The following is a 24,206-nucleotide window of genomic DNA, read 5'->3' on the forward strand; positions in this document are numbered from 1 at the left end:
CAAACCCCTATCGACCTTTTGGAGAAACATCATGATTCCGGTAATTCTTTCTGGTGGTAGCGGTTCGCGTCTGTGGCCTCTGTCGCGCAAGCAGTTCCCCAAGCAGTTCCTGGCCCTGACCGGTGAGCACACCCTGTTCCAGCAAACCCTGGAGCGCCTGGTGTTCGAAGGCATGGACAGCCCGATCGTGGTCTGCAACAAGGACCACAAGTTCATCGTCCAGGAGCAACTGGCCGCACTCAACTTGCAGACCCAGGGCATCCTCATGGAGCCCTTCGGTCGCAACACCGCGCCTGCGGTGGCCATCACCGCGATGAAGCTGGTCAACGAAGGCCGCGACGAGCTGATGCTGGTGCTGCCGGCCGACCATGTGATCGAGGACCAGAAGGCCCTGCAACGCGCCCTGGCCTTGGCCACCGTGGCCGCCGAGCGCGGCGAGATGGTGCTGTTCGGTGTGCCGGCGACCAAGCCTGAAACCGGCTATGGCTATATCCGCTCCAGCCAGGATGCCCTGCTGCCCGAAGGCGTGGCGCGCGTGGCGCAGTTCGTCGAAAAACCCGACGAGAAGCGCGCCAACGAGTTCGTCCGCGCCGGCGGTTACTTCTGGAACAGCGGCATGTTCCTGTTCCGCGCCAGCCGCTTCCTCGAAGAGCTGAAAAAGCACGACCCGGACATCTACGACACCTGCCTTCTGGCCCTGGAGCGCAGCGACGAACAAAGCGACGTGCTGAGCATCGACGCTGCGACCTTCGCCTGCTGCCCGGACAACTCCATCGACTACGCGGTGATGGAAAAGACCCAGCGTGCCTGCGTGGTACCGCTGTCGGCCGGCTGGAGCGACGTGGGTTGTTGGTCGTCGCTGTGGGAAGTGCACGAGAAAGACGACAACGGCAACGTCACCAAGGGCGACGTGGTGGTGCAAGACAGCCACAACTGCATGATCCACGGCAACGGCAAGCTGGTGTCGGTGATCGGCCTGGAGAACATCGTGGTGGTCGAGACCAAGGACGCCATGATGATCGCCCACAAAGACAAGGTCCAAGGCGTCAAGCAACTGGTCAACACCCTTGACCAGCAAGGCCGCAGCGAGACCCAGAACCACCTGGAGGTATACCGCCCGTGGGGCTCGTACGATTCGGTGGACATGGGCGGACGCTTCCAGGTCAAGCACATCACCGTCAAGCCGGGCGCGAGCCTGTCGCTGCAGATGCACCACCACCGCGCCGAACACTGGATCGTGGTGTCCGGCACCGCCGAGGTGACCTGCGACGAGAACGTGTTCCTGCTCACCGAGAATCAGTCGACCTACATCCCCATCGCCTCGGTCCACCGCCTGCGCAACCCAGGCAAGATCCCGTTGGAGATCATCGAAGTACAGTCCGGCAGCTACCTGGGCGAAGATGACATCGAGCGCTTCGAAGATGTCTATGGCCGCACCTCGACGCCAGTGGAACGCGGCATCTCGATCAAGACCATTGCGCAGTAGAGCGGCTCGCCGCTAGCGGCAAACTGCAAGAAAAAAGCAGGGCGGCGTGAACCGACCATTCGGATTCACCACCGCCCTGCTTTTTTCTTGTGGCTTGCCGCTTGAAGCTTGAAGCTCGCAACTCCAAGATACCCAAATCCTCGAAACGGAATTTGGACGACATGCTCATTGGCGCCCTGCTCATCCTCACCTGGCTGGTTCTGCTGCTGCGCTACCCGGCCAAGGCCTTGCCGATTTCCCTGGCGGCGGTGTTCGGCCTCGGGTTGGTGGCACTCGGGGTGGTGTGGCAGGACAGTCGCGAAGCCTCGCAGCTGGCGCGCCTGGACCTGCGCCTGAGCTACGCCCCCGACAAGTGCCCTGCCGATCGCACCTTGCAGGTGCACATGAAGAACGGCAATTCAGTGCCCCTCACCGAACTGCGCTGGCGCGTCGCCGCCTATGCCCCAGGTGACACCGTCAACCTGGCCGAGAACACCTACAACGCCCCGCGCTACCGAGGCCCCGGCGAGCTGCAACCGGGCGCCGAATGGACCGACTGCCTGCCCCTGCCGCCGCTGCGCAGTGGGTACCGGCCGCAGACATTGGAATTTCGTGCCGAACATCTGCAAGGTACATTCGCCAACTAATGTGTTGCCGGTGTCGAGCCGTTCGCGAGTAACCCGCGAGGGAGCCGACACAAGTTCATACCCATCCCCTCTGCCAACAGGCCTGAACCCATGCCCACCGTCCTGATCACCGGTTGTTCCAGCGGCATCGGCCGCGCCCTGGCCGACGCCTTCCGCGATGCCGGCCACCACGTGTGGGCCACCGCCCGCAAGCCCGAGGATGTCGAACGACTGGCCGCCGCAGGCTTTGCGGCGCGGCAGTTGGATGTCACTCACCCCGATGACCTGGCGCGTCTGGCCGACGAGCTGCAGGACCGCCATGGTGGTCTGGACATCCTCATCAACAACGCCGGCTACGGCGCCATGGGGCCCCTGCTCGACGGTGGCGTCGAGGCCATGCGCCAGCAGTTCGAGACCAATGTCTTTGCCGTGGTCGGGGTCACCCGCGCGCTGTTCCCGCTGCTGCGTCGCAACCGGGGCCTGGTGGTGAACATCGGCAGCGTGTCGGGTGTACTGGTCACCCCGTTCGCTGGCGCCTACTGCGCCTCCAAGGCGGCCGTGAATGCCCTGAGCGATGCCCTGCGCCTGGAGCTCGCGCCGTTCGGCATTCGCGTGATGGAAGTGCAGCCCGGAGCCATCGCCTCGCAGTTCGCCGACAACGCTCAACGTGAAGCCGAAGGGGTGCTGGCGGCGGATTCGCCGTGGTGGCCGTTGCGCAATTACATCCAGGCGCGGGCCCGAGCTTCCCAGGACAAACCCACGCCAGCCGCGGTGTTCGCCCAAGGGCTGTTGGCAGCGACCCGTAAGCGCCCGACGCCTGCCATGGTACGCCTGGGCAATGGCAGCACGGCCCTGCCGCTGCTGGCCCGGCTGCTGCCCCGGCGGTTGCTGGACAAGGTGCTGCGCAAACGCTTCGGGTTGCTGCGCCCACTCTGATACGGCGCAGCGCCTTTCGCGGCTACCCCCCGCCCACAGGTGCCCTGCGGCCCTTGAAAGCCACAGTACCTGTGGGCGCTGGCGAAGCCTGGGACGGGCCGCATAGCGGCCCCTTAGGCCTTCTCGTCGAACGCCTGCCAGCCACCGCCCAGGGCTTTGTACAACCCCACCAGCGCCTGGGACACTGCCGCCGAACTATCGATCCACTGCTCCTCGCTGGCCAGCAGCGCGCTCTGCACGGTCAGCACATTGAGAAAGTCCACCGCCCCTTCCACGTACTGTCGCTGGGCCGTCTCCAGCGCGACGCGGTTCTGTCTCACCGCCTCGGCCAGATGATCGCGACGCAACTGGCTGGCGTTGTACAACCGCAGCACATCGTCGATCTCATGCCAGGCACTCAGCACCACTTTGCGGTAATTGAGCGCCGCCTCCTGCTGCTGCGCCTCACGCAGCTCGAGCGTGCCTTTCAGGCGCCCGCCTTCGAAGATCGGCAACGACAACTGCGGGCCGAAGGCGAAACGCCTGGCATCCCACGCACCGAAGTCGGACAGCTGCATGGCCTGCAAGCCCACGCTGCCGGAGAGCCGAATGCTCGGGTAGAAGTCGGCCTTGGCCACGCCGATGCTGGCGGTAGCCGCGTGCAGCCGCGCCTCGGCCTGGCGGATATCAGGACGGCGCTCGGCGAGCGCTGACGGCAGGCCGATGGCAAAGCGCTGCTGCGGTGTCGGCAAATCGCCAGGGGCCAGCAACTCGCTTTGCAGGCTACGCGGAGGTTGCGCGGCGAGCAGGCTCAGGGCGTTGATCAGGTCGTCGCGGCGCGCCTCCAGCGTGGGCAAACGCGCCTCGATCGACGCCACCTGGGCGCTGGCCTGGGCCACGTCCAGGCGCGTAGCGACGCCTTCGGCCTGACGATCCTGGGACAGCTTGAGGCTGTGCCGGGCGACCTTGAGGTTGTCCTGGGTGACTTCCAGGGTGTGCTGCACCGCGCGCAACTGGATGTAATCACCTGCCGTTTCGGACAACAGCGCCAGCAGTACGCCGCGCCGGTCGTTCTCGGCCACTTGCACCGAAGCATCGGCCGCCTCGACCTGGCGACGTACCCGTCCCCACAGGTCCAGCTCCCAGCCTGCGACCAGATCGCCCTGCCATAGATTGAAGGCAGACTTGCCCGCTTTGCCAGACGGGTCGTTCAGGCCTTCGGCGCTGTTGCGCGCGCGGCTGTAGCCGGCGTTCACATCCACCGAAGGCACCTCGTCGGCCGCCACGGTGCTGCGCAAGGCGCGGCTTTGCAGCAGGCGCGCACTGGCCATCTGCAGGTCAAGGTTACGTTCAGCGACGCGCTGGATCAGCGCGCTCAGACGGGCATCGTGGAAGCTGTCCCACCAGCGCAGCTCCAGCGGCTCGGCGGTCGGCTGACTTGCCGCCGCCTCGCCTTGCAGCTGCGCCCAGGCCTGGGGCGCCTGGCTCTCGGGGCGCTTGAAATCCGGCCCGAGGGTGCAGCCGGCGAGCATCACCGCCAGCAGCAGAGGGCTAATGCGTGTTACCGCCTTCATCGCGCGCTCACCGCTTTGCCATCGAGGGTGTCGCCGTCGGTGTCGATGGTCGCCACCACCGACATCCCCACCCGCAGGCGCTCGAGCAGTGGCTGGCCATCATCGAAGACGATCTTCACCGGAATACGCTGCACCACCTTGGTGAAGTTGCCGGTGGCATTGTCTGGCTTGACCGCGGCGAAGGTGACGCCGGTGGCCGGGGCGATGCTCTGCACATGGCCGTGCAGTTTCTCCCCGGAAAAAGTATCGACACTGATGCTCACCGGCTGGCCCGGCTGCACGTGAGTGAGCTGGGTTTCCTGGAAGTTGCCCACCACGTAGGCCTGCTGCAGCGGCACCACCGAGAGCAGACGCGCGCCCGGATTGACGTACGCACCGATGCGCAGGGCACGCTCGCCGACCATGCCATCCACCGGCGCGGTGATGCGGGTGTAGGACAGATCCAACTGGGCTTTCTCAACGCCAGCCTCGGCACGCTTGAGCTGGCCCTCGGCGCTCGCCACCTGGGCCGTGAGGATGTCCACCTGCTTGCGCGTGGCGACCAACGCCGCCTGGGCGTTGGCCAGACGCGCGCGGGCCTGCTCGACACGGCTGCGCGCCTGCTGGGCGTTCTGCACGGTACCGGCGCCCTGCTCTGCCAGGCGGCTGTAGCGGGTCACTTCATGATCGGCAAAGGCCATTTCGGCCTGGGCGGCCTTCACCGCCGCTTCGGCCTGGGCGATCAACGACGCCTGACGCTCGAGGGTGGCGCGAGCATCGGCGCTCTGCGCCTTGGCCACCAGCAATTGGGCTTGGGCGGCGTCGAGGGCCGCGCGGTAGTCGCGATCATCGATGGTCGCCAGCAACTGGCCGGCGCTGACCTGCTGGTTGTCTTCGACCAGCACTTCCTTGATGAAACCTGGCACCTTCGGCGCGACTACGGTGTAGTCGGCGGTCACATACGCATCGTTGGTGCTTTGCCGGTGGTCGCTGCCCAGCATCCAGGGGGTCACCAGGGCAGCCAGCACGGCCACGGCGAGCACCGAGCCGATCACGAGTGTCTTGCGGTTGTTGGTCATTTCTACAGTCTCGAATTCATCCAGGCGTCAGGCCACCGCACGCGGTGGGTAGATCCGGGTAGGCACGAAAGGAATCAGGCAGATCAGGGCCACGGCGACACCGGCCATGACCAGGTACAAGTCGGCCGAAGTCAGCACTTGGGCTTGTTCGTGGAGGCGCCGGGCCAGGCCTGCCGCCTGGTCATCGACCAGTGGCGCGTTGCCCAGGCTGTCCACCAGATGGTTGGAATGAAAATGCCGACGCACGGTGCCCAGGGCGTCCAGCAGCCCGGTGGCGATCACCGAGGCCAGCCCCTTGACGGTGTTGAACCAGCTGGAGGCGAACGGGCCTTCCTGGGGCGTCATGCCATTGGTGGAGAGCATCAGCAGCGGCAGCACCGACATCGGCTGACCGAACACCTGCAGCAGGTAGAAGGGGTAGAAATCGCCGCGGATCCATTGCGAGGTCAACAGGCTGCTGCCCACGCAGGAGACCGCCAGCATCCCCAGGCCCAGCGCCAGCACCCAGCGGCAGTCCACCGCACGGATGTTGCACAGTGCTGCCGTGAGCGGCAGGGCGATCAGTTGCGGCATGGCCACCAGCATCATCAACGGGCTGGTCTGCGCCGGGCGATAGCCCTGGATCTGCGCCAGGTACGCCGAAGGGATGCTGCCCACGCCCGAGAGCACGATCAGCACGCCGGCCAGTGTCACCAGGGCAAAGCTCAGGTTGCGCCGCGTCAGCAGGCGCAGCTGGAAGAACGGCAGTGGCTCGGACCATTCGTTGTACATGAACAGCACCAGCAGCAGCACGCCACCACCGAGCAGCCAACAAATCAGCGGCGAATCGAACCAGCCCCAACGATCGCCCAGGGACAAGCCCAGGACGATGCAGCTGATGGCCGGCAGGCCGAGCACCACGCCCCGCCAGTCGAATTGCTTGAAACGCTCCAGACGCAGCGGGTCCTGGGGCAAGCCCCAGCCCACGCAGAACATGGCCAGACCCGACGGCAGGATGATCTGCCAGAACGCCCACTGCCAACCGACATATTCCGTCCACAAGCCCGCCAATGGCGTGCCCAGGTTGGGGCCGAAGGTCGCGGTCAGGGCATAGCAGGCCAGGCCATAGATCTTGATACCCGGGGGCAGAAAGCGCAGCGCCACGGTCATCAGCATCGGCGGTAAGGCCCCCGATGCCAGGCCCTGGACGATGCGCAGTAGCATCAGGCTGTGCAGATTGGGCGCGAAGGGCTGGACCAGGCCTAGCACGGCGAACAGACCGGTCGCGCATAACGTGAAGCGGCGCAGGGAAAAGGTGCCGGCCATCCAAGGCGCGAAGGCCATGGCCGAGACCGAGGCGGCCGAATACACCGCCAGCAGCCAGGCGCCTTCATCGGCGCCGATGCCCATGGCGCCGCGGATGTCGGCCAGGGAAATCTTCGTCACCGCCTCATTGAGTCCGGCGCAGAGCACCGCCAACAACACGCCGAACAGCCCGACCACCACCCGCAGGCCGAACGCCGTCTGCACCGGTGCTGCAGGCGCCGGAGCGGCGACAGGCACGGCGGAAGGCGCGGACAGGGAACTCATGGACAGACATCTCCAGCAACAAATTCAAGGCAGGAGGGAAGTCTAAGAAGGTCGAATGCTGACGAAAACTGACTTATTGGCAGTTTTATGTTGCACCAGACGCAATCGACACAATTGTTAGTGGGGGAGTCGCCGCGCCCACATATCCCCTGTGTGAGCGGGCTTACTCGCGAAATCAGACGACGCGGCGCATGGCACGGGCTGCGCCCGTGGTCACGGCTGAACCCGCGCCTAATGAATCTGCGGTGATCGTCGCTCCGATTTATCCGCGAATGGCCCCGTCAGGGATCGACGCTGCAACAGGCCTTGAGCGTCTGGCGCAACCAACGATGGGCCGGGTCGTTCTGAAAGCGCGGGTGCCAGGCCTGCATGACGGTCACCTGCTCCAGCGGCAGCGGGATCTGGAACGAGCGCAGCGGCAGGCCCAGCTTGTTCACGCTGTTGAGGATGTTGGCCGGCATCGGCAGGATCAGGTCGGAATCCGGCAGCGAGAACATCGCCGAATGAAAGCTCGGGGTGATCAGCGCCACGCGCCGCTGAGCCTTGAAGTTGGCAAGTTCCACATCGATCGGCCCGTTAGCCCGGCCGCGTCGCGACACGCTGATCTGCGGGTAGGCGGCAAAGCGCTGCGGGGTGATCTGGGCGTCGAAGATCGGGTGGTCGCGGCGCGCCAGGCCAATGTATTCGGTGTGAAACAGGCTCTGCACCTTGATCTCCGGACCCAACTCCACGGTCGAGCTGATGATCAAATCGGTGCGCCCGTCGCGCAGCACGCTATCGTCATCGCCACCCGGGCTCTCGGGCACGAACCTGAGCACCGTGCGCGGCGCCTGCTCGTGCATCATGCGCAACAACTGGGCGCCGTACAGGGCGATGAACAGGTCGTTGGTGCGGATGTTGAAGGCCCGCTCCAGGTTCGGCAGATCCACCTCATCGCCACTGCGAAACACCTGCCCGGCCTGCTCGACCAAGGCCGAGACCTGCTCGCGCAGGGCCAGGGCTCGGGGCGTGGGCACCAGGCCACGGCCAGCGCGCACCAGGATCGGGTCGCCCAGGGCATCGCGGATCCGCCCCAGGGTGCGGCTCATCGCGGCGGGGCTGAGGTTCATGCGCTGCGCCGCGCCGACCACACTGCCCTCGTCGAGCAGGGCATCGAGGGCGACGAGCAGGTTCATGTCGGGCAATTGCATGGGCCGTTTTCCGTGACAGCTGTGGGAAAGGACATCTTATCAGGCCGGATGATTGCGTCTGGCGCAATGTCCCCGTGCGTGGTGGGCCATTTATCCAACGCGATGGACGATCAAGAATGGTGCGCACAGCTTCGCGGGTGAACCCGCAACAAGGCCACCACCGAACCGAAGGAACCTCCATGCCCCGCCCGGTCCTGATCGCCATCGACGCCTCCCCTGCCACCAGCGCCCTGCTCGACCTCGCCCAGCGTTACTGCCGGCCCGGCGAGCACGAACTGCACGTGCTGCTGGCCATCGACACGACCTTCGCCGTGCACGATCACCCGATGGCCTACACCGAAGAGGAACAGCAGGAGTATCCGGCCGCCTGCGAAGAACAGCACCTGGCAGACCAGGCCGTGGCCACGGCGGTACGTGCGTTGCGCAAGGCCGGTTTCAGCAGCCATGGCTGCATGGTCGCCGCAGAGCCCGTCGAGGCCATCGTCGGCAAGGCCAGAGCGCTGGAATGCGAACTGATCATCATGGGCCACCGCCATCTGTCGCGGCTCGGGCGGCTGCTGGATCCATCGATCAGCGCGAAAGTGATCGACCGGGTGCAGGTTCCGGTGTTGGTCGGGGCGGCGGGATAAGCCAACAGGCTCGGCGCTGCCACCAACGCATTCGCGGGTGAACCCGCGAATGCGTCAGGAGCCTCAATGCCGAATTCGGATCAGCCCTCGCTCGGCTTGACCACCACCGTGCAGGTGGTCCCCGCCGCCAGCAAAAAGCCTTTCGGCACTTGATCGATATGAATGCGCACCGGCACCCGCTGGGCCAGACGCACCCAGTTGAAGGTCGGGTTCACGTCGGCGATCAGCTCGCGGCTCTGCGGGTTGTCGCGGTCGTAGATGCCGCGGGCGATACTCTCCACATGCCCCTTGATGCGCTCGCCGCTCATCATCTGCAGTTCGGCCTGGTCGCCCACCTTCACGTGGGGCAGCTTGGTCTCCTCGAAGAAGCCATACACCCAGAACGAGTTCTCATCCACCACCGCCATCACCGCCTCGCCGGTGCGGGCGTAGTCGCCCTTGTGGATGTTGAGGTTGGTGACGTAGCCATCGACCGTGGCAATGATCCGCGTACGCTTGAGGTTGAGTTCGGCGGCCGCCAGTTGGGCCTGGGCCTGCTGGTAGTCGGCCAGCGCGGCGCTTGCGATGTTGCTGGCGTCGTCGCGGTTTTCCTTGGAGATCACCAGGTTGTCCAGGTCGGCGCGGCGCTTGGCGTTGACCTTGCGCATCTCCCACGTGGCCTTGCGCGAGGCGACCAGGGCCTTGGCTTGGTCCACCGCCAGCTGGTAGTGCTCGGGGTCGATCTGGATCAGCAGGTCTCCCTTCTTCACGCGTTGGTTGTCCTTGACTGGCACGTCCACCACGTAGCCCGGCACGTCAGCAGCGACGTTGATGATGTCGGCGCGCACCCGGCCGTCACGGGTCCAGGGGGTGGTCATGTAGTGCAGCCACAACTGGCGACCGATCACCACGGCGCCCGCCAGCACCAGCAGGGTGGCGATCAGGCTGAAGAATTTTTTCATCGAAGGATTCTCACCAGTAGACAGACAGCGCCATGGCGCCGAAGAGGCAGATGAACAGGCACAGGCGCAGCAGCGCCGGGTGCCAGAAGAAGCGGTAGCCGTCATGGCTTGCGATGAAGCGGTCCAGGCCCCAGGCCAGGCCTGCGGCGAACAGGAACATCAAGGTCATGGTGGGCATGTACACGCCATGGAAGGCGATTTCACGAGGCATGGTGCAATCCTTTGGCCGGAGCCAGGGGCGACTTGGGGTCGAGCAGGGACGTACGAATGAAATGCAGGTAGCTCTGCACCCGACGCAACACCGAGGTGTCGAAGTGCCGGGCGAAGGGTTCGTCGGTGGCCTGCACGCGGCTGATGGCATGGTCAACCGCCACCAGGGCGCGTTCGTGGTTGCTGGCGTTGGGCTGCAGGAACAGCCGCGCCAAGGCCCGGCCCATCACGCGGATGGCCTGGCGCCAGGGCTGGCTTTCGGCATAGGCCGGGTGGATCGGGGCGCGCACCTGTTCCTTGCGCAGCTCGATGATCGCGTGGCCGATTTCCAGGACAGTGAACATCCAGCGCATCAGCTCGCTCTGCACCTGCGGCCGGCCGGCAGCCAAACCGTAGGCCTGGTGCAGCAGGTCGCGGGTACGGCTCTCGAACGCCGAGCCCAATCCGCGCAGGCGACCGGTGATGGCGAATAGCACTTGCTCACGCAGGTCCTGCTCCAGGCGGCTCCACAGCCAACGGCTGTTGGGCGGCAGGATGATCGCCCCGGCGGCGGCGCAGACCAGCATGCCGATGACCATGCCGATGTAATCGTTGATGAACACGTAGGGGTCGTACACCGTCAGGTTGTTCGGCACCGAGCCGATGGCGAAGAACACCAGCAGGCCGATCCCGTAGCCAGCATAGGCCGGGCGCGAGGACAGAAACGCCCCGAGCACGAACACCGGCGCCAGCACCATGCACAGCAATGGGAAGCCATCGATCCAGGGGAAGACGAAGAAGGTCTCGAAGAAGCCGACGAAGGCGCCGATCATCGTGCCGCACGCCATCTGGAACGACATGCGTTTGGGGTTCGGCGAGGCAGCCGACAGCCCCACGGTGACTGTCGCGATCAGCGTCATCATGGCGCCGCTTGGCCAGTCGCTGAGTAGCCAGTAGCTGCCCAGCAGCAACAGCACCGCCGAGGCACGCACGCCGGCAGCCAGCGACACCAGCCAGTTGGTCTGGGCCACGTAGGGCTCGTCCCACTGTTCGCGCTCGTGCCTGTGGGCGGCGAGCGAGGCGTGGGTCTGGGCGTAGCTGTACATCTCGTCGACGAAGCGGTAAAGCAGCTCGAAGGCGGTGTGGAAGTCGAGCAGGTCCGACTCGCTGGGCTCGGTCTCGAGGTAGTCGGCGCGCAGGCCGCGCACCTGGGCTTGCAGCCCTTCCTTGTAGGCCGCCAGCTCCAGGGTCAGGCGCAGCGCATCGGCGTCGGTCAGGGCGCGGCCCACATAGGGGTCGAGCAATTCGGCAAGGGTCGCCAGGCCCGGCTCGATGGCCCCGACGATCTGCAACGGCCCACGGGCGCGCAGGCGCTCCAGCAGACTGTGCAGGGCGTTGAAGCGGGTGGTGATGGCCATGAACTCGCTGTTCATGCGTACCAGCCGGCCCGAGCGCCTGCGCATGTGCGGGTCTTCGAAGGCGGTGACGTTGCGCAGACTCTCCAGGCCCACGGCCTCGGCGATGAAACGCACGTTGCTGCTTTCGTAGCGGTCCGGCTGGCTGTCGCCACGCAGGGCCTCGACCACCACCCCGGCGAACACGCCAAAGCGTTGGTACAGGGCGTTGCGCATGGCGGCGCTGGCCGACTGGGGCAGGATCGCCGCGCTGACCAAGGTCGACACCAGGATCCCCAGGGAGATTTCCAGCACCCGCCACACCGCCGCCATGAACGCTTGGTCGGGGTGCTGCAACACCGGCAGGCCGATCATCGCCGCGGTATACCCGGCCAGCACGAAACCATAGGCCTGGAAGGTGCGGTAGCGCATGGCGCCGGCCGAACATAGGCCGACCCACAACGCAAGGCTGGGCAGGAACAGCTCGGTGTTCTGCGGAAAGAGCGCGACCAGCGCGACCATCATCGCCGAGCCCGCCAGGGTGCCGAGCACCCGGTAGAAGCTTTTGGCGAACACATGCCCGCTCTGTGGCTGCATGACGATGAACACGGTAATCATCGCCGTGCGCGGTTGCGGCAGCTCCAGACGCATGGCCAGCCACAAGGTGATGAAGGCGGCTGCCAGGACCTTGAAGATGTAGACCCAGGTCACCCCGTCGGTGCGCGCCCAGGCAAAGAAGCCCCGGCGCCATTCCAGGCTCTGCAGCCAGCGCAGGGGCAGGCTCGATGTGCTCATTCGGCGTGGCTCGGCGTGTCGAAAATGGCCAGGGTCGCAGGCGTTTTCGGCGCCACCTGGCGTTGCTCGTCCGGTACGTCCTGGCCGGCCTGCAGCCCACCACCGAGGGCGGTGACCAGCTCGGCATGGGCGCTCAGGCGCGCGGCCTGGACCTGCTGTTGGATCTGCTGCTGACGGAACAGCAGGGTCTGGGCGTTGAGCACATTCAGGTAATCGGTCAGCCCGCGCTGGAAGGCGACCATGGCTATGTCATAGGTCTTCTGCGCGGCAGCCACGCTCTGTGCGGCGAAGTGCGACTGCTCTTTCATCGACTCGCGGCGGATCAGCTGGTCGGAGATGTTCTTCAGCGCACCGACCACGGTTTCGTTGTAGCGCGCCACCGCCATGTCATAGCCCGCCGATGCCACGCCCAGTTGCGAGCGCAGGCGACCGCCGTCGAAGATCGGCAGGCTGATGGCCGGGCCCACGTTGTAGTTGAACTTGCGCCCGGTGAGAAACTCCAGCGGGCCACCGCCGGTGGCCATGAAGCCCAGGCTGCCGACCAGGTCGACGTTGGGGAAGAAGCCCGCGTGAGCCACATCGATGCCACGAGCCTGGGCCGCCACCTGCCAGCGGCTGGCGACCACATCGGGGCGCTGGCCGACCAGTTCGGCGGGCAGGTTCGACGGCAGCTTCAGCGGTGCGCCAAGGCTCAGGGTGGGGCGTTGGATCTGCGCGCCCTCCCCCGGCCCCTTGCCAGCCAAGGCGGCCAACTGGTTGCGAGTCAAGGCGATCTCTTCGTTGAGGCTGTCGAGCTGACGATGGGTTTCAGGCAAAGGGGCCTCGGCCTGGCTGACCTCGAAGTGCGTGCCTAGGCCGCTGTCCAGACGCCGCTTGGCCAGGGCGAGGATCTGCTCCTGCTGCTTCAGCTCGGCCTGGACGATATCGCGCTGGGCGAAGTGCAGACTCAGCTGGATGTAGGCGCGCACCACGTTGTTCTGTAGCTCCAGCTGGGCCTGGCGGGCTTCGGCAACGCTCATGTGCGCCTGGTCCACGGCCTGCTCGCTGGCATTGCGCTCACGGCCCCAGAGATCCAGGGCGTAGCTCAAACCGATGGCGGCGTTGTTGTCCCAGGTGTTGGCCCCGGACAGCGCACCAGGGCCATAGAACTGATCTTCCGGCCAGTTGTGGCGCTTGAGGGTGGCCTGGCCGTTGGCCTGGAGCTTTTCCGCCGACTCGATCACACCGGCCATGGACTTGGCTTGGCGCACCCGCGCCGCAGCCATGGCCAGGGTCGGGCTGCCGCTCTGGGCCAGCTCGACCCAGCGGTCCAACTGCGGGTCGCCATAGGCACGCCACCACTGTTGCGCCGGCCAATGGGCGTCGGTGGCAGCTTCGCGGATCGCGTCGTCGGTGGTCAGGGTGTTGGCTTGCAGCGTCTTGCTTTGCGGGGCGATGCCCCAGGTTCCGATACAGCCGCTCAAGGTGAGGCTAAGGGCACAGGCACTGAGCGCATTCAGCGCTCTGATGATGCGACGCGGCACAGCTGCGATTTCCCGAGGATGAGATGAAGAGGCCGGGCAATTCTAGGGGGCGGTCGCACTGGCGATAAGCGCATATTCCTGCGAATCTTTGTTACCAAAACAGTGATAATCCGGCTTTAGTCTGAAGACCGTTTTGGTTACTTCATGTCACAATTTTGTCCTCTACCTTGAGAGTGACCCATGGACACCCTGCAAAACATGCGTGCTTTCAGTTGCGTAGCCCAACTCGGTAGCTTCACTGCCGCCGCGGCGCAACTGGATACGACCACCGCGAACGTCTCGCGGGCGGTCTCCAACCTGGAAGCCCATCTGCAAACTCGGCTGCTCAACCGCACCACCCGACGCATCGCTCTGACCGAGGCGGGCAAGCGTTACCTGATGCGCTGCGAACAGATTCTCACCTTCGTCGAAGAAGCCGAGGCCGAAGCCAGCGATGCCCACGCCCGCCCGGCCGGGCAGTTGAAGGTGCATTCGATGACCGGCGTCGGCCAGCACTTCGTGGTCGATGCCATCGCCCGCTACCGTGAGTCGCACCCGGACGTGACCTTCGACCTGACCATGGCCAACCGCGTACCGGACCTGCTCGACGAGGGCTATGACGTGTCCATCGTGCTGGCCAGCGAGCTGCCGGATTCCGGCTTCGTCTCCCAGCGTCTGGGCATCACCTACAGCATCGTCTGCGCCTCGCCCGAGTACGTGGCCAAGCACGGCACCGCGCACAAACCATCCGACCTGCTCAAGCATTCGTGCCTGCGCATGGTCAGCCCGGTGATCCCGCTGGAGAAGTGGCTGTTCGACGGTCCGGAAGGCCAGGAGGTGGTCAACATCACCAGCTCGCCGTTCCAGGTCAATTCGGCCGACGCCATGAAGACGGCGATCCGCAGCGGCATGGGCGTGGGCGTGCTGCCGATCTATTCGGCCATCGACGGCCTGCGCGACGGCAGCATCGTGCGGATCATGCCCGACTACCGTCTGCAGGAGCTGAACCTCTACGCAATCTACCCCTCGCGCCAGTACCTGGATGCCAAGATCAAGACCTGGGTCGAATACCTGCGCAACTCGCTGCCGGAAATCCTCGCCGCCCACGAGGCGGACCTGAAGATCCACGAGAGCGGTCGCTAACCGCAAGTTTCAAGCCGCAAGAAAAAACCAGGCCCACGCCGCCCGGCTTTTCTTGCCGCTCGAAGCGTGAAGCTTGTAGCTTTCAATTTTTTGCCATGAGAAGTAGCCCGATGAAAAAGACCGTCCTGGCCTTCAGCCGCATCACCCCGGCCATGGCCGAACGCCTGCAGCAAGACTTCAACGTGATCGTGCCCAACCCCAAGCACGGTGACATCGCCGCCCAGTTCAACGAAGCCCTGCCCCAGGCCCATGGCCTGATCGGCGTCGGTCGCAAGCTCGGCCGGGCGCAGCTCGAGGGCGCAGGCAAGCTGGAGGTGGTGTCCAGCGTCTCGGTCGGCTACGACAACTACGACCTGGACTATTTCAACGAGCGCGGCATCGCCCTGACCAACACCCCCGACGTGCTCACCGAAAGCACCGCCGACCTGGCCTTCGCCCTGGTCATGGGCTGTGCGCGCCGGGTCGCCGAGCTCGACGCCTGGACCAAGGCTGGCCACTGGCAAGCCACCGTCGGCCCAGCCCATTTCGGCAGCGACGTGCATGGCAAGACCCTTGGCATCGTCGGTCTGGGCAACATCGGCGCCGCCATCGCCCGGCGCGGCCGCTTCGGTTTCAACATGCAGGTGCTGTACAGCGGCAACAACCGCAAGCCCGCGCTGGAACAGGAGCTTGGAGCCCAATACCGCAGCCTGGAGCAACTGCTGGCCGAAGCCGACTTCGTGTGCCTGGTGGTGCCGTTGTCGGAGGCCACGCGCAAGTTGATCGGTGCCCGCGAGCTCAAACTGATGAAGCCCAGCGCCTTTTTGGTCAACGTCTCCCGCGGGCCGGTGGTGGACGAGGCGGCGCTGGTCGAGGCGCTGCAGAGCGGCACGATTCGCGGTGCCGGGCTGGACGTGTACGAGAAAGAGCCGCTGGCCGACTCGCCGCTGTTCACGCTGCCCAATGCCCTGACCCTGCCACACGTGGGTTCCGCCACCGCTGAAACCCGCGAAGCCATGGCCAATCGGGCGATCGACAACCTGCGCGCGGCGCTGTTGGGCGAGCGACCTCGGGACCTGGTCAACCCGCAGGTCTGGAAGGGCTGAGTCGTGTTTCAGGAGGCCTTCGCGGGTGAACCCACGAAGGCCTCAGCGCCGCACTACCTGATCTTGCGCCGCCTGCCGACGACCTTGCGCACCACATAGCGCGGCCGGTGCTTGGTTTCCTGGTAGATCCGCCCGATGTACTCCCCCAGGATGCCGATGCCGATCAGCTGCACCCCGCCCAGGAACAAAATGGCCGTCATCAACGATGGATATCCCGGCACATCGGTCCCCCACAGCAATTTGTCGACCACCATGTACACCGCAAAGGCAAACGCGAACAGCGACACCCCACCGCCTACGTAAGTCCATAGCCGCAAGGGCACGGTGCTGAACGAGGTGATGCCGTCTAGCGCCAGGTTCCACAGTCGCCAGACGCTGAACTTGCTGTTGCCCGCGACCCGCGGCGGCCGGTCGTACTCGATGATTTCGGTGCGAAACCCCACCCACGACAATACCCCTTTCATGAACAACTGCTGCTCCGGCAACTGGCGGATCGCGGCGACCACCTTGCGGTCGAGCAGACGAAAATCACCGACGTTCTCCTCGATGTGGGTCGAGGCGATGCGGTTGTGCAGGCGGTAATAGAGCCGCGCGCTCCAGCGCTTGAACGGCGTATCGGCAGCCCGGTCGCGGCGCTTGGCCAGGACCACGTCGGCGCCCTGCTGCCAGCGTTCGACCATCTGCGCGACCAGCTCGATGGGGTCCTGCAGATCGACATCGATCGGCACCATGGCATCGCCCTCGGCGTACTCCAGCCCGGCGAACAGCGCCGACTCCTTGCCGAAGTTGCGCGAGAAATTGATCACCGTGACCCATTCATCGCGCATAGCCAGGTCTGCGCAGATGGCCTCGGTGCCATCGGTGCTGCCATCGTTGATGAACAGAATCTCCACTGTCATGCCCTGCAACGACGGCTCGCGCCGCACGGCGCGGTAGAAGCGCTCCAGGGTGTCCTGCTCGTTGTACACCGGCACGATCAGGGAAATGTTCATGGCGCCCTCCGTCTGAACACTACAGTGCGCGAATAGCTATAGCCCACCACCAGGCTGACCGTGGAGAACGCCACGAGGGTCAACCAGGGCGACAGGCGCGCCCAGTCGGACACCGCCCCCATGGCCAGGCTCAGCCCTCCCATACCCGCCAGGAACAACAGGTAGCGCTTGCCGCCTGGCCGGGCGAAGAAGGTGTAGCGGGCGTTGAGCTGGTAGGACAGGCTCGCCGCCCCGGCAAAGGCCAATACATTGCTCAGCGCCTGGCTGCGCCCAAGGACCAGGTGCAGCACGAAGAACACGAGCCAGTGCACGCCTGTGTTGACCAGGCCGACCACGCCATAGCGGGCGAAGCGCCGAAGGTTCACCAACGGTAGCGCTCGGGGTCGCGGGGCTTTTTCATCAGCACGTAGACGGTATCGCCCACCCCATGGATGTCATAGAACTTGCCCCGCACTACAGGTTGCGGGCTACGCGCCAGCACCTGTCGACGGTCCAGCGGCGGATGCGAGCCGAAGTTGCTCAGGCCTACACGCGGCATCATTTCCGGGAGCAGCAGGTAGTTGATGTTGAGCACATAACGCAGCGCCGGCATGGCCTTGAACGAGCCACTGGCGGCCGGCAACCACTGGCCGCCAGAGTCGATGCCCAGCACGTAGTAGCGTCGGGCGCTGGCCAGCGAGGGCTGGGCGCTGATGTCGTGGGCCAGGGCGAAGGTGACGGCCTGGTGCAGCGTCTTCTGCACGATCAGCACGCGGCCGTAGGCGAAGGCGAACGACAGCATGCACAACAGCGGTATCACCAGCAGCCAGCCCAGGCGCGGGTGGATTTCACTGAGCGCCTCATGGGCGAGCAGCAGCACCAGCAGCATGAGCACGCCCAGGCCCATCAAGGTGCGCGCGCCATCGTTGAAATCGGCGAACACCAACGTGATGCCGGGGATTAGCAGCAGAATCACCGGTATCGGCACCAGCAACGCCAGGCATAAGCCGACCCGGGCGCCGACGCTGCCCTGCCCGTCCAGCACACGCCAGAGCTGCCGGGCCAGCGCGACGATCGCGAGCGCGATCAACACCAGGCAGCACCACGTGGTGCCCGGCGTGAACAACAACCCCACTCGCTCGCCGATCACCTCCAGCCGTGCCACAGTGATGAACGGCCAAGGCCCCTCGACAGGCAGCAAGCCCTGGCGCAAGGGCGTCATCAGTTGATAGGCCGTCAGCCCATACAGCGCACAACCGCCCAGCGCCTGGCCCAGGCGCCCTAGCGCATGGCGCCAGACCTGGCCGCACCGCTTGCCCAGCATTACCTGGCGCATGACCTCCACACCGCACAGCCCGGCGAACACGTTCAGGCTGATCTGGTAGAAAGCCAGCGCCACCGCCACCAGCAGTGCGCCGCAGAGTATCTGTCGCCAGCTGCCAGGCTCCAGGGTGATGGCCAGCACACAGGCGGCCAGCGCCAGTGCCATGGTCGGTCCGTCGTACTGGTAAGAGAGGTTTTGCAGGAAGAACGGTTGATACCACAGCGGCAGCACCACCAGTACCGCGCTGGCGGTGGGAGCGACGAAATAGTGACGCACAAGGCGGGCCAGGGCCAGGGCGGCCGCCGTGCCTGCCAGCAACAGCGGCAAGGGGAACAGGTTCGGCGCCCCATCGCCGAAGCCAAGCGCGCCGTAGAACAGGTCGTTCATCACCCGCCCCTCGACTGCCCAGGCATTGCCGGCCAGATGCCCGCGCCAGCTGTCGTCCATGTACGGGTAGTCAGCCAGCAACAGCGGGATCAGATGCAGGCCGAGGGCGAGCAGGCACAGCAACTGCACCTGGCGGTACGACAGGTGTCGGTCCCAGGCTGACAGTGTCGACATGGCCGGATCCAACGATAAAAGGTCTGGCCTAGTGTAGACACCGGCGAATCTGACGCGCGGTATTCGCGGGCTTCCCCATGAAAGAACCGCACCAGAGGGCCGTCGCCTACCTCACGCCGACCGCACGCCCCATCACCTTGGCCTTTGGCTTGCGAAACACCAGCACGTTGCCCGCCATCACCGCCACCAGCCCCAGCAGCGCTGGCGCCGTCCACTGGTAGCCCTCGGCGACGGCCGAGACATTCAACGCCACCAGCGGGAACAGCACCGTGCAGTAGGCCGCCCGCTCCGGCCCCATGCGTCCGACCAAGGTCAGGTAGGCGGTGAAACCGATGACCGACCCCGGGATCACCAGGTACAGCAGCGAACCGATGTAGCGGGTGTTCCATTCCATGTCGAAGGGAATGCCGCTGAGCAGGCAGTACAGTGCCAGCATCATCGCCCCATACACCATACCCCAGGCGTTGGTGGTCATGGGCTTGAGCCCTGCCTTCTGCTGCACGCTGGAAAGCATGTTGCCCGCCGAGAAACACAAGGTGCCCAGCAAGGCGAGGCCCAGGCCGTACAAGGTCTCGCGGCTGGCGGTGTGGCTGAACAGCTCCGGCCAGAACAGCAGGCCCAGGCCCACCAGCCCCAAGGCACCACCACCCAACACATTGGCGGCGATACGCTGGCCAAAGAAGATCCGCGCGTTGAGTGCGTTCCATAGGGTGGCGGTAGAGAACACCACGGCGATCAGCCCACTGGCAATCCACTGGCTGGCGGTGAGAAAACACATGAAGTTGACGCAGAACAGGCAAAAACCCTGGGCCAGGCACACCAGGTGGGCGCGGCGGTTCATCGGTTGCAGGCGCCGGGTGAGCAAGAGGATGGCGAACAGGATCAACCCGGCCAGGGCGAAGCGATAGACGATCGACACCGGGATGGCGACCACGCCCAGCTGCAGTTTCAGGGCGATCCAGGTGGTGCCCCAGATCAGGACAGTGAGCAGATAGAGCGAGAGGTTCATGGCAGGACTTCCGTGGCGGTCACAAGAGCTGGGGCTGCGTTGCAGCCCATCGCAGGCTTCGCCAGCGCCCACAAGGCTCAGTGGCACCTGCAGGCGAAGCCTGTGATCGAGGGCCCAGCCCTCGTCGTGATCTCCAGTCTCCACCCGCCGCCGATGCCTGCGCTTGCACAAACTTGCGCATTTGCCATCCCCGGGGCTGTCAGCCCGAACGCCACGCAGTAGGATGGCAACACGAGGAATCGCCGATGACCCCACTGACCCAATTGCAAGTTTTCAACGCCATGCACGCCTCCCCCAATGCCCGCCTGGAGCTGAGCGCGCACCTGGGCGACGGCCTTGCTGCAGCAGTGTGGAGCAATCGCGACGATGCCCGCGACTACCAGGCACCGAGCCACCATACCCTGTCGTGCTACATCGCCGACGGCACCGGCACCTTCCGACGTCAGCGCCCGGCCGACAAGGGCGCGCCGGACAAACTGTGCATCATGCCCGCAGGTCACGAGTCCAACTGGGTGGTCAATGGGCACATCCGCCTGGCCCACCTCTACATCAGCGAGGCCCAGTTCGCCCTGGGTTGCCTGCACCTGCTCGACCGCGAACCGCGGGAAATGCAGCTGCAAGAGGCGACCTTCCTCGATGATCCGCAACAGGCCCGACGCTTCCGCCAACTGGTGACCCTGGACTGGGACGAACCCGGCGAGCGTCTCTTGGCCAGTAGCCTGGCCCACGAAATTGTCGACCACGCCGTGCTCAGCCAGGCAGGTCTGCGCCAGGGCCTGCGCCTGAAGGGCGGCCTGGCACCGCACCAGCGCCGGCAGTTGGTGGAGTACATCGAAGCGCACCTGGACCAACCCATCACCCTGGGCGAGCTGGCCGTGCGCTGCAACCTGTCCGAATACCACTTCGCCCGCATGTTCCGTACAAGCTTCGGCCTGCCGCCGCACCAGTACCTGCTGGCCCGCCGCCTCAACCGCGCCTGCCAGCTGTTGCGCCTGGGCCAGTTGCCGCTGGGCCAGGTGGCCCTGCTATGTGGATTCGCCAGCGCCAGCCACTTCAGCAACCGCTTCCGCCAGGCCCTGGGCGCGACGCCCGGGGACTACCGGGCGGCCTTCTCCGGCTGAGCGACGAGCGCACGTTCGCCGGGCGCATCAGCACCAGAAGCATGTTTCGGCGGTTTGCCAAGGCCGATTTGCAACAGAAAATTTATTTTCTAAAGGGGCTTGATTTCGTTTCGCCGTTGGCTGACTTTAGGGTCAAGAGGCGAAGAAATTCCAAGGGCCTCAAAGGCCTAGGCGCGTCTCTTGCGAGCAAGCTGAATAAGGATTGAATCATGCAAATCCAGGTCAACAGCAGCAATCACATCGAAGGCAACATCCGGCTCAACGAGTGGGTTCGCAGCACGCTTGAAAGCACGCTCGAACGCTACGAGGACGACCTCACCCGCATCGAGGTCCACCTGCGTGACGAGAACGGCGCCAAGCCCGGCCCACATGACAAACGCTGCCAGATGGAGGCTCGCCCGAAAGGCCATCAACCGATTTCCGTGACCCACACCGCCACGTCCCTGGACCAGGCTGTGGATGGCGCCGCCAGCAAGCTGAACAACGCGCTGGATCACTTCTACGGCAAGTTGCGCAGCAAACGTGGGGTACTTCAGATGAGCGACCCTGAAGCCTGAACCCCGCGATCGACAAAGAACGCCCGGCATTGCCGGGCGTTTTCATGTCCACCGATCAATGGCCCTGAACCAACCGCGCGCTCAGTCGGTCAACCTCTGCAGTCATTCATTGCAGACAGCCCGACCATGCACAATCCATTCGACCAGATCAGCGACGCCTTCGCCCCCGAGTACCGGGTCAACCTAAGCATCGAACGCCTGGACGGCAGCATCATGCTCACCCTCTCCGACGACAGCGGTGTGGTCGCCAAACGCCTGATCACCGCCGCCCAGCGCAATGACCCGCAGCGTCTGCAGCGGGTGATCGACAGCATCCGCCTGGGGCTGGCCATCGAACTGGGCCAGAACCCGCTGGAGGTCATGGCCGCCCTCACCCAAGCCCCCCACCAGACACCACGCCGCTTCCCCGCCGCCGGCCTGGCCAACTGACCCCTACTTGCCGTCCTCGACCTCTTTGCCATCGGCATCGAGCACCTTGGTGGACGGATAGCGGTACGAGGCGTAGCGCACCACAAGAATCGAAAACGCCAGCAGCAGGATGCCGCCGCACAGGTACAGATGCGGCTTCCGCGCAACGCACCCCAATACGCTATCTAGCATCAGGCGATTACTAGATCCCGGAGAGCCGGTACGCCTGCGTGCAATAAAAAAACCGATGACTATTTCTCAGTCTATGCCAGAAGTTTCGTATCGCTGGGGCACGGCAGAATGTCCAATAATATGTATGAAATAGAGGCAATTTATCGGCCGGTCGCTCAGATTGTGCTCAGTGAGGAAGGCTTACCAACAGGCTGCAAAAAGAGTGGGAGCAGGCGCCTTGGAAGGAAATATGGCTTATGGTTCCGTCGACTTGGCTCTTTCGGCCTACAGCCTTAGTAAGCTGATATTGAAACCAGATGCATGGCGTTTATTTAGGATGTACGCAGCGATTATGTTCGAGGATATGAGAAATCAAGCAAAGCGGCATTAGCATTTGAAGCCATCTCCGACACCGCCACCCTCAACGCCTTATATATGGAGAGTCAAAGCGGTGACCAGTAACCCGTTACTGATGGAGGCCTTATACCTACTGATCTCCTTGATAGCCTTCTTGGCCTTCCACTCGACATCAAAAATAATTTCCGGAGCACGTCTTACCCCTAGAGTATTTTTAATTTTTCTTGCACCACTTATACTCTGGGGAGCGACCCAACTCAGCGTAGCCCGTTATGGCTATGTTTTATTCTATCTACCCTCCCGAGATTTTTTGGGAGGTGACTATATAATCCGCTGGATCGCGTTCATAAGCGCCCTGGTTCAAATATTTTGTCTGCCGAGCAAAGACAGTCCAAGACGATACTTGTCACGACAGTGAACTCAATGTTCACCAGCTGCACATCTTGAACACCTAGACTCTGTACGGAATGTATCCGCACTCGCCCATACTACGTTTAAACGGGGCTCGGAATGCTCATGCACTCCAGCGCACTTCGCTTTCTGACCCCGTTTCGCCTAGTCTGGCCTTTGCGCAAATACACTTCATATCCCTGGGGACACGGCTACTCTTCAACCCGTTCAGCGCCGGGTTCGCAACCGAGCAACAACAGCATGGCCCAGGCCTGGCCAACTGACCCCTACTTGCCGTCCTCGACCTCTTTGCCATTGGCATCGAGCACCTTGGTGGACGGATAGCGGTACGAGGCGTAGCGCACCACAAGAATCGAAAACGCCAGCAGCAGGATGCCGCCGCACAGATACAGCAGCCCGACGTCTGGCGCTTTGTGGTGCGAGACATCGCCGATCAGCAGACGGGTCAGCGCGGTGATCGCCACATACAGCAGGAAGCGGATCGGCATGTGGTTGGTCTTGAAATAGATACCGACCATCGCCCCCAGCTCCAAGTAGATGAACAGCAGCAGGATGTCATCGACGCTGACCCCACCTTTGCCCAGCATGTCCAGGAAGGTCACCACCGCCGCATAGGCAGTGATGGCGCCGATGCCGAACAACGCCAGGTAGTGGAACGCCTCGACGCACAGGTTGCCCAGCGAGTCCGCCGAGCCATGCAGGCCCTTGCGTAGTTTTTCTGCCCATTTGATGTTCACGATGTTCGTTTTCCCCGATACGAGCTGAAGGATGATGCGTCACCTCTGTGACGCTTGTGCATGCAGTAAAAAGGCCAGGCCTTTGCCTTGGAAGGCGACCAATTGCCGCAAGACACCTGTGGGCTAGGCTCTGAAGGGAAAAGGCCATCACTTGAGTTGCATCACGGTGGCTGGAGCGAGTACTGTATATAAATACAGTTAACCCATAACCCCAACAGCAAAAGGCACAGAGGTGATGAATGGCCGTCGAAGTGGTGTACCGCAGCAGCCGCGACCCGGAGCGCTTGTTCATGGATAAGGCCGAAGCAGACCGTCACGACAAAATGCTCGAACTGGCCGAGCGCCTGGCCGAGGTGCTGCAAAAGGCCGTGCCATCGTTGAGCGAACAGCAAGTCGAGGAAGCCGGCATCTACATGGCCAAGAACCGCGACGTGTTCGCCCGGGCCTTCAAGAACCAGCCGGATGCCTTGGCCGAGCTGCTTGAGAATCAGGCTGAATGACCCA

24 protein-coding genes and 1 pseudogene are annotated in these 24,206 nt (G+C 64.1%); 11 read left to right on the forward strand and 14 right to left on the reverse strand.

Going from position 1 to position 24,206, the window contains the following annotated elements; genetic code table 11:
* Positions 1–31: 31 nt before the first annotated feature.
* From AB1N67_RS20560 to AB1N67_RS20570, 3 genes are all read left to right on the forward strand, one after another.
* Positions 32–1,486, forward strand: coding sequence for a mannose-1-phosphate guanylyltransferase/mannose-6-phosphate isomerase (locus tag AB1N67_RS20560; RefSeq protein WP_043207412.1), 1,455 nt, complete (start codon positions 32–34; stop codon positions 1,484–1,486).
* Positions 1,487–1,647: 161 nt separating this feature from the next.
* Entirely contained in the window at positions 1,648–2,112 is a 465-nt protein-coding gene (locus AB1N67_RS20565; protein WP_043207411.1) for a hypothetical protein, read from the forward strand.
* A gap of 90 nt (positions 2,113–2,202) precedes the next feature.
* Complete coding sequence (locus tag AB1N67_RS20570; RefSeq protein WP_367863342.1) at positions 2,203–3,027, forward strand: SDR family oxidoreductase; 825 nt, start codon at positions 2,203–2,205, stop codon at positions 3,025–3,027.
* 113 nt (positions 3,028–3,140) lie between these two features.
* On the opposite strand, the gene AB1N67_RS20575 is transcribed toward AB1N67_RS20570, so the two are convergent.
* From AB1N67_RS20575 to AB1N67_RS20590, 4 genes are all read right to left on the reverse strand, one after another.
* Positions 3,141–4,580 (reverse strand): efflux transporter outer membrane subunit, encoded by a 1,440-nt coding sequence (locus tag AB1N67_RS20575; protein WP_043207408.1) that lies wholly within the window; start codon positions 4,578–4,580, stop codon positions 3,141–3,143.
* Positions 4,577–5,638: an HlyD family secretion protein gene (locus AB1N67_RS20580; RefSeq protein ID WP_043207407.1), complete on the reverse strand. Its 1,062-nt coding sequence runs from the start codon at positions 5,636–5,638 to the stop codon at positions 4,577–4,579. Before AB1N67_RS20580 ends, AB1N67_RS20575 begins: the two co-directional genes overlap by 4 nt.
* A gap of 27 nt (positions 5,639–5,665) precedes the next feature.
* Complete coding sequence (locus AB1N67_RS20585) at positions 5,666–7,207, reverse strand: MFS transporter (RefSeq protein WP_043207406.1); 1,542 nt, start codon at positions 7,205–7,207, stop codon at positions 5,666–5,668.
* Positions 7,208–7,488: 281 nt separating this feature from the next.
* Positions 7,489–8,397, reverse strand: coding sequence for a LysR family transcriptional regulator (locus AB1N67_RS20590; RefSeq protein ID WP_043207404.1), 909 nt, complete (start codon positions 8,395–8,397; stop codon positions 7,489–7,491).
* A gap of 179 nt (positions 8,398–8,576) precedes the next feature.
* Between AB1N67_RS20590 and AB1N67_RS20595 the strand changes: the two genes are divergently transcribed.
* Positions 8,577–9,026, forward strand: coding sequence for a universal stress protein (locus AB1N67_RS20595; RefSeq protein WP_102081615.1), 450 nt, complete (start codon positions 8,577–8,579; stop codon positions 9,024–9,026).
* Between the two features lie 80 nt (positions 9,027–9,106).
* Here the strand turns inward: AB1N67_RS20595 and AB1N67_RS20600 are convergent, their stop codons facing one another.
* From AB1N67_RS20600 to AB1N67_RS20615, 4 genes are read right to left on the reverse strand one after another with little or no spacing between them, the layout of a single operon-like run.
* Complete coding sequence (locus tag AB1N67_RS20600; RefSeq protein ID WP_102081614.1) at positions 9,107–9,967, reverse strand: HlyD family secretion protein; 861 nt, start codon at positions 9,965–9,967, stop codon at positions 9,107–9,109.
* Positions 9,968–9,977: 10 nt separating this feature from the next.
* On the reverse strand, positions 9,978–10,178 hold the full coding sequence (locus tag AB1N67_RS20605; protein WP_043207396.1) for a DUF1656 domain-containing protein: 201 nt from the start codon (positions 10,176–10,178) through the stop codon (positions 9,978–9,980).
* Positions 10,168–12,345, reverse strand: coding sequence for an FUSC family protein (locus AB1N67_RS20610; RefSeq protein WP_043207393.1), 2,178 nt, complete (start codon positions 12,343–12,345; stop codon positions 10,168–10,170). The genes AB1N67_RS20605 and AB1N67_RS20610 overlap by 11 nt, the downstream gene beginning before the upstream one ends.
* The gene (locus AB1N67_RS20615) at positions 12,342–13,868 is read right to left on the reverse strand and encodes an efflux transporter outer membrane subunit (RefSeq protein ID WP_367863343.1); all 1,527 of its coding nucleotides are present in this window, start codon (positions 13,866–13,868) and stop codon (positions 12,342–12,344) included. The genes AB1N67_RS20610 and AB1N67_RS20615 overlap by 4 nt, the downstream gene beginning before the upstream one ends.
* A gap of 180 nt (positions 13,869–14,048) precedes the next feature.
* Here AB1N67_RS20615 and AB1N67_RS20620 point away from each other — a divergent pair, with 180 nt between their 5' ends.
* Positions 14,049–14,990, forward strand: a complete 942-nt coding sequence (locus AB1N67_RS20620; protein ID WP_043207389.1) for a LysR family transcriptional regulator — start codon at positions 14,049–14,051, stop codon at positions 14,988–14,990.
* 110 nt (positions 14,991–15,100) lie between these two features.
* On the forward strand, positions 15,101–16,075 hold the full coding sequence (locus AB1N67_RS20625; protein WP_043207386.1) for a D-glycerate dehydrogenase: 975 nt from the start codon (positions 15,101–15,103) through the stop codon (positions 16,073–16,075).
* Between the two features lie 53 nt (positions 16,076–16,128).
* On the opposite strand, the gene AB1N67_RS20630 is transcribed toward AB1N67_RS20625, so the two are convergent.
* From AB1N67_RS20630 to AB1N67_RS20645, 4 genes are all read right to left on the reverse strand, one after another.
* Positions 16,129–17,067: a glycosyltransferase family 2 protein gene (locus AB1N67_RS20630; protein WP_043207384.1), complete on the reverse strand. Its 939-nt coding sequence runs from the start codon at positions 17,065–17,067 to the stop codon at positions 16,129–16,131.
* The gene (locus AB1N67_RS20635; protein ID WP_306106463.1) at positions 17,064–17,432 is read right to left on the reverse strand and encodes a GtrA family protein; all 369 of its coding nucleotides are present in this window, start codon (positions 17,430–17,432) and stop codon (positions 17,064–17,066) included. Before AB1N67_RS20635 ends, AB1N67_RS20630 begins: the two co-directional genes overlap by 4 nt.
* Complete coding sequence (locus AB1N67_RS20640) at positions 17,429–18,931, reverse strand: glucosyltransferase domain-containing protein (protein WP_317847962.1); 1,503 nt, start codon at positions 18,929–18,931, stop codon at positions 17,429–17,431. The genes AB1N67_RS20635 and AB1N67_RS20640 overlap by 4 nt, the downstream gene beginning before the upstream one ends.
* Before the next feature lie 106 nt (positions 18,932–19,037).
* Complete coding sequence (locus AB1N67_RS20645; RefSeq protein ID WP_043207378.1) at positions 19,038–19,940, reverse strand: DMT family transporter; 903 nt, start codon at positions 19,938–19,940, stop codon at positions 19,038–19,040.
* A gap of 245 nt (positions 19,941–20,185) precedes the next feature.
* Here AB1N67_RS20645 and AB1N67_RS20650 point away from each other — a divergent pair, with 245 nt between their 5' ends.
* The 3 genes from AB1N67_RS20650 (at position 20,186) to AB1N67_RS20660 (ending at position 22,047) form a co-directional block, all read left to right on the forward strand.
* Positions 20,186–21,061 carry a helix-turn-helix domain-containing protein gene (locus tag AB1N67_RS20650; RefSeq protein ID WP_090346829.1) on the forward strand — a complete coding sequence of 292 codons (876 nt, stop codon included), beginning with the start codon at positions 20,186–20,188 and terminating at the stop codon, positions 21,059–21,061.
* A 209-nt stretch (positions 21,062–21,270) separates the two neighbouring features.
* Positions 21,271–21,618, forward strand: a complete 348-nt coding sequence (locus AB1N67_RS20655) for an HPF/RaiA family ribosome-associated protein (protein ID WP_043207371.1) — start codon at positions 21,271–21,273, stop codon at positions 21,616–21,618.
* Positions 21,619–21,744: 126 nt separating this feature from the next.
* Positions 21,745–22,047, forward strand: a complete 303-nt coding sequence (locus tag AB1N67_RS20660; RefSeq protein WP_367863344.1) for a DUF3509 domain-containing protein — start codon at positions 21,745–21,747, stop codon at positions 22,045–22,047.
* A 3-nt stretch (positions 22,048–22,050) separates the two neighbouring features.
* Here the strand turns inward: AB1N67_RS20660 and AB1N67_RS20665 are convergent.
* A pseudogene (locus tag AB1N67_RS20665) lies at positions 22,051–22,173 on the reverse strand (phosphate-starvation-inducible protein PsiE); the annotation flags it as partial.
* Between the two features lie 247 nt (positions 22,174–22,420).
* Between AB1N67_RS20665 and AB1N67_RS20670 the strand changes: the two are divergent.
* Positions 22,421–22,588, forward strand: a complete 168-nt coding sequence (locus AB1N67_RS20670) for a DUF4225 domain-containing protein (RefSeq protein ID WP_367863879.1) — start codon at positions 22,421–22,423, stop codon at positions 22,586–22,588.
* 643 nt (positions 22,589–23,231) lie between these two features.
* On the opposite strand, the gene AB1N67_RS20675 is transcribed toward AB1N67_RS20670, so the two are convergent.
* Entirely contained in the window at positions 23,232–23,702 is a 471-nt protein-coding gene (locus tag AB1N67_RS20675; protein ID WP_043207367.1) for a phosphate-starvation-inducible protein PsiE, read from the reverse strand.
* 239 nt (positions 23,703–23,941) lie between these two features.
* On the opposite strand from AB1N67_RS20675, the gene AB1N67_RS20680 reads away from it, so the two are divergent.
* Positions 23,942–24,202 carry a YebG family protein gene (locus tag AB1N67_RS20680; RefSeq protein ID WP_043207364.1) on the forward strand — a complete coding sequence of 87 codons (261 nt, stop codon included), beginning with the start codon at positions 23,942–23,944 and terminating at the stop codon, positions 24,200–24,202.
* Positions 24,203–24,206: the final 4 nt, after the last annotated feature.

Source organism: Pseudomonas guariconensis, assembly GCF_040822035.1.
In the GTDB taxonomy this organism is placed as follows: Bacteria; Pseudomonadota; Gammaproteobacteria; order Pseudomonadales; family Pseudomonadaceae; genus Aquipseudomonas; species Aquipseudomonas guariconensis.

What these genes read in the sequence shown, in the direction of transcription:
- AB1N67_RS20595 (WP_102081615.1), top strand. Translation starts at nt 8,577, where the DNA reads ATGCCCCGCCCGGTCCTGATCGCCATCGACGCCTCCCCTGCCACCAGC.
- AB1N67_RS20610 (WP_043207393.1), bottom strand. Translation starts at nt 12,345, where the DNA reads ATGAGCACATCGAGCCTGCCCCTGCGCTGGCTGCAGAGCCTGGAATGG.
- AB1N67_RS20585 (WP_043207406.1), bottom strand. Translation starts at nt 7,207, where the DNA reads ATGAGTTCCCTGTCCGCGCCTTCCGCCGTGCCTGTCGCCGCTCCGGCG.
- AB1N67_RS20655 (WP_043207371.1), top strand. Translation starts at nt 21,271, where the DNA reads ATGCAAATCCAGGTCAACAGCAGCAATCACATCGAAGGCAACATCCGG.
- AB1N67_RS20605 (WP_043207396.1), bottom strand. Translation starts at nt 10,178, where the DNA reads ATGCCTCGTGAAATCGCCTTCCATGGCGTGTACATGCCCACCATGACC.
- AB1N67_RS20565 (WP_043207411.1), top strand. Translation starts at nt 1,648, where the DNA reads ATGCTCATTGGCGCCCTGCTCATCCTCACCTGGCTGGTTCTGCTGCTG.
- AB1N67_RS20650 (WP_090346829.1), top strand. Translation starts at nt 20,186, where the DNA reads ATGACCCCACTGACCCAATTGCAAGTTTTCAACGCCATGCACGCCTCC.
- AB1N67_RS20620 (WP_043207389.1), top strand. Translation starts at nt 14,049, where the DNA reads ATGGACACCCTGCAAAACATGCGTGCTTTCAGTTGCGTAGCCCAACTC.
- AB1N67_RS20590 (WP_043207404.1), bottom strand. Translation starts at nt 8,397, where the DNA reads ATGCAATTGCCCGACATGAACCTGCTCGTCGCCCTCGATGCCCTGCTC.
- AB1N67_RS20680 (WP_043207364.1), top strand. Translation starts at nt 23,942, where the DNA reads ATGGCCGTCGAAGTGGTGTACCGCAGCAGCCGCGACCCGGAGCGCTTG.
- AB1N67_RS20575 (WP_043207408.1), bottom strand. Translation starts at nt 4,580, where the DNA reads ATGAAGGCGGTAACACGCATTAGCCCTCTGCTGCTGGCGGTGATGCTC.
- AB1N67_RS20560 (WP_043207412.1), top strand. Translation starts at nt 32, where the DNA reads ATGATTCCGGTAATTCTTTCTGGTGGTAGCGGTTCGCGTCTGTGGCCT.
- AB1N67_RS20660 (WP_367863344.1), top strand. Translation starts at nt 21,745, where the DNA reads ATGCACAATCCATTCGACCAGATCAGCGACGCCTTCGCCCCCGAGTAC.
- AB1N67_RS20600 (WP_102081614.1), bottom strand. Translation starts at nt 9,967, where the DNA reads ATGAAAAAATTCTTCAGCCTGATCGCCACCCTGCTGGTGCTGGCGGGC.
- AB1N67_RS20625 (WP_043207386.1), top strand. Translation starts at nt 15,101, where the DNA reads ATGAAAAAGACCGTCCTGGCCTTCAGCCGCATCACCCCGGCCATGGCC.
- AB1N67_RS20580 (WP_043207407.1), bottom strand. Translation starts at nt 5,638, where the DNA reads ATGACCAACAACCGCAAGACACTCGTGATCGGCTCGGTGCTCGCCGTG.
- AB1N67_RS20640 (WP_317847962.1), bottom strand. Translation starts at nt 18,931, where the DNA reads ATGTCGACACTGTCAGCCTGGGACCGACACCTGTCGTACCGCCAGGTG.
- AB1N67_RS20645 (WP_043207378.1), bottom strand. Translation starts at nt 19,940, where the DNA reads ATGAACCTCTCGCTCTATCTGCTCACTGTCCTGATCTGGGGCACCACC.
- AB1N67_RS20570 (WP_367863342.1), top strand. Translation starts at nt 2,203, where the DNA reads ATGCCCACCGTCCTGATCACCGGTTGTTCCAGCGGCATCGGCCGCGCC.
- AB1N67_RS20630 (WP_043207384.1), bottom strand. Translation starts at nt 17,067, where the DNA reads ATGAACATTTCCCTGATCGTGCCGGTGTACAACGAGCAGGACACCCTG.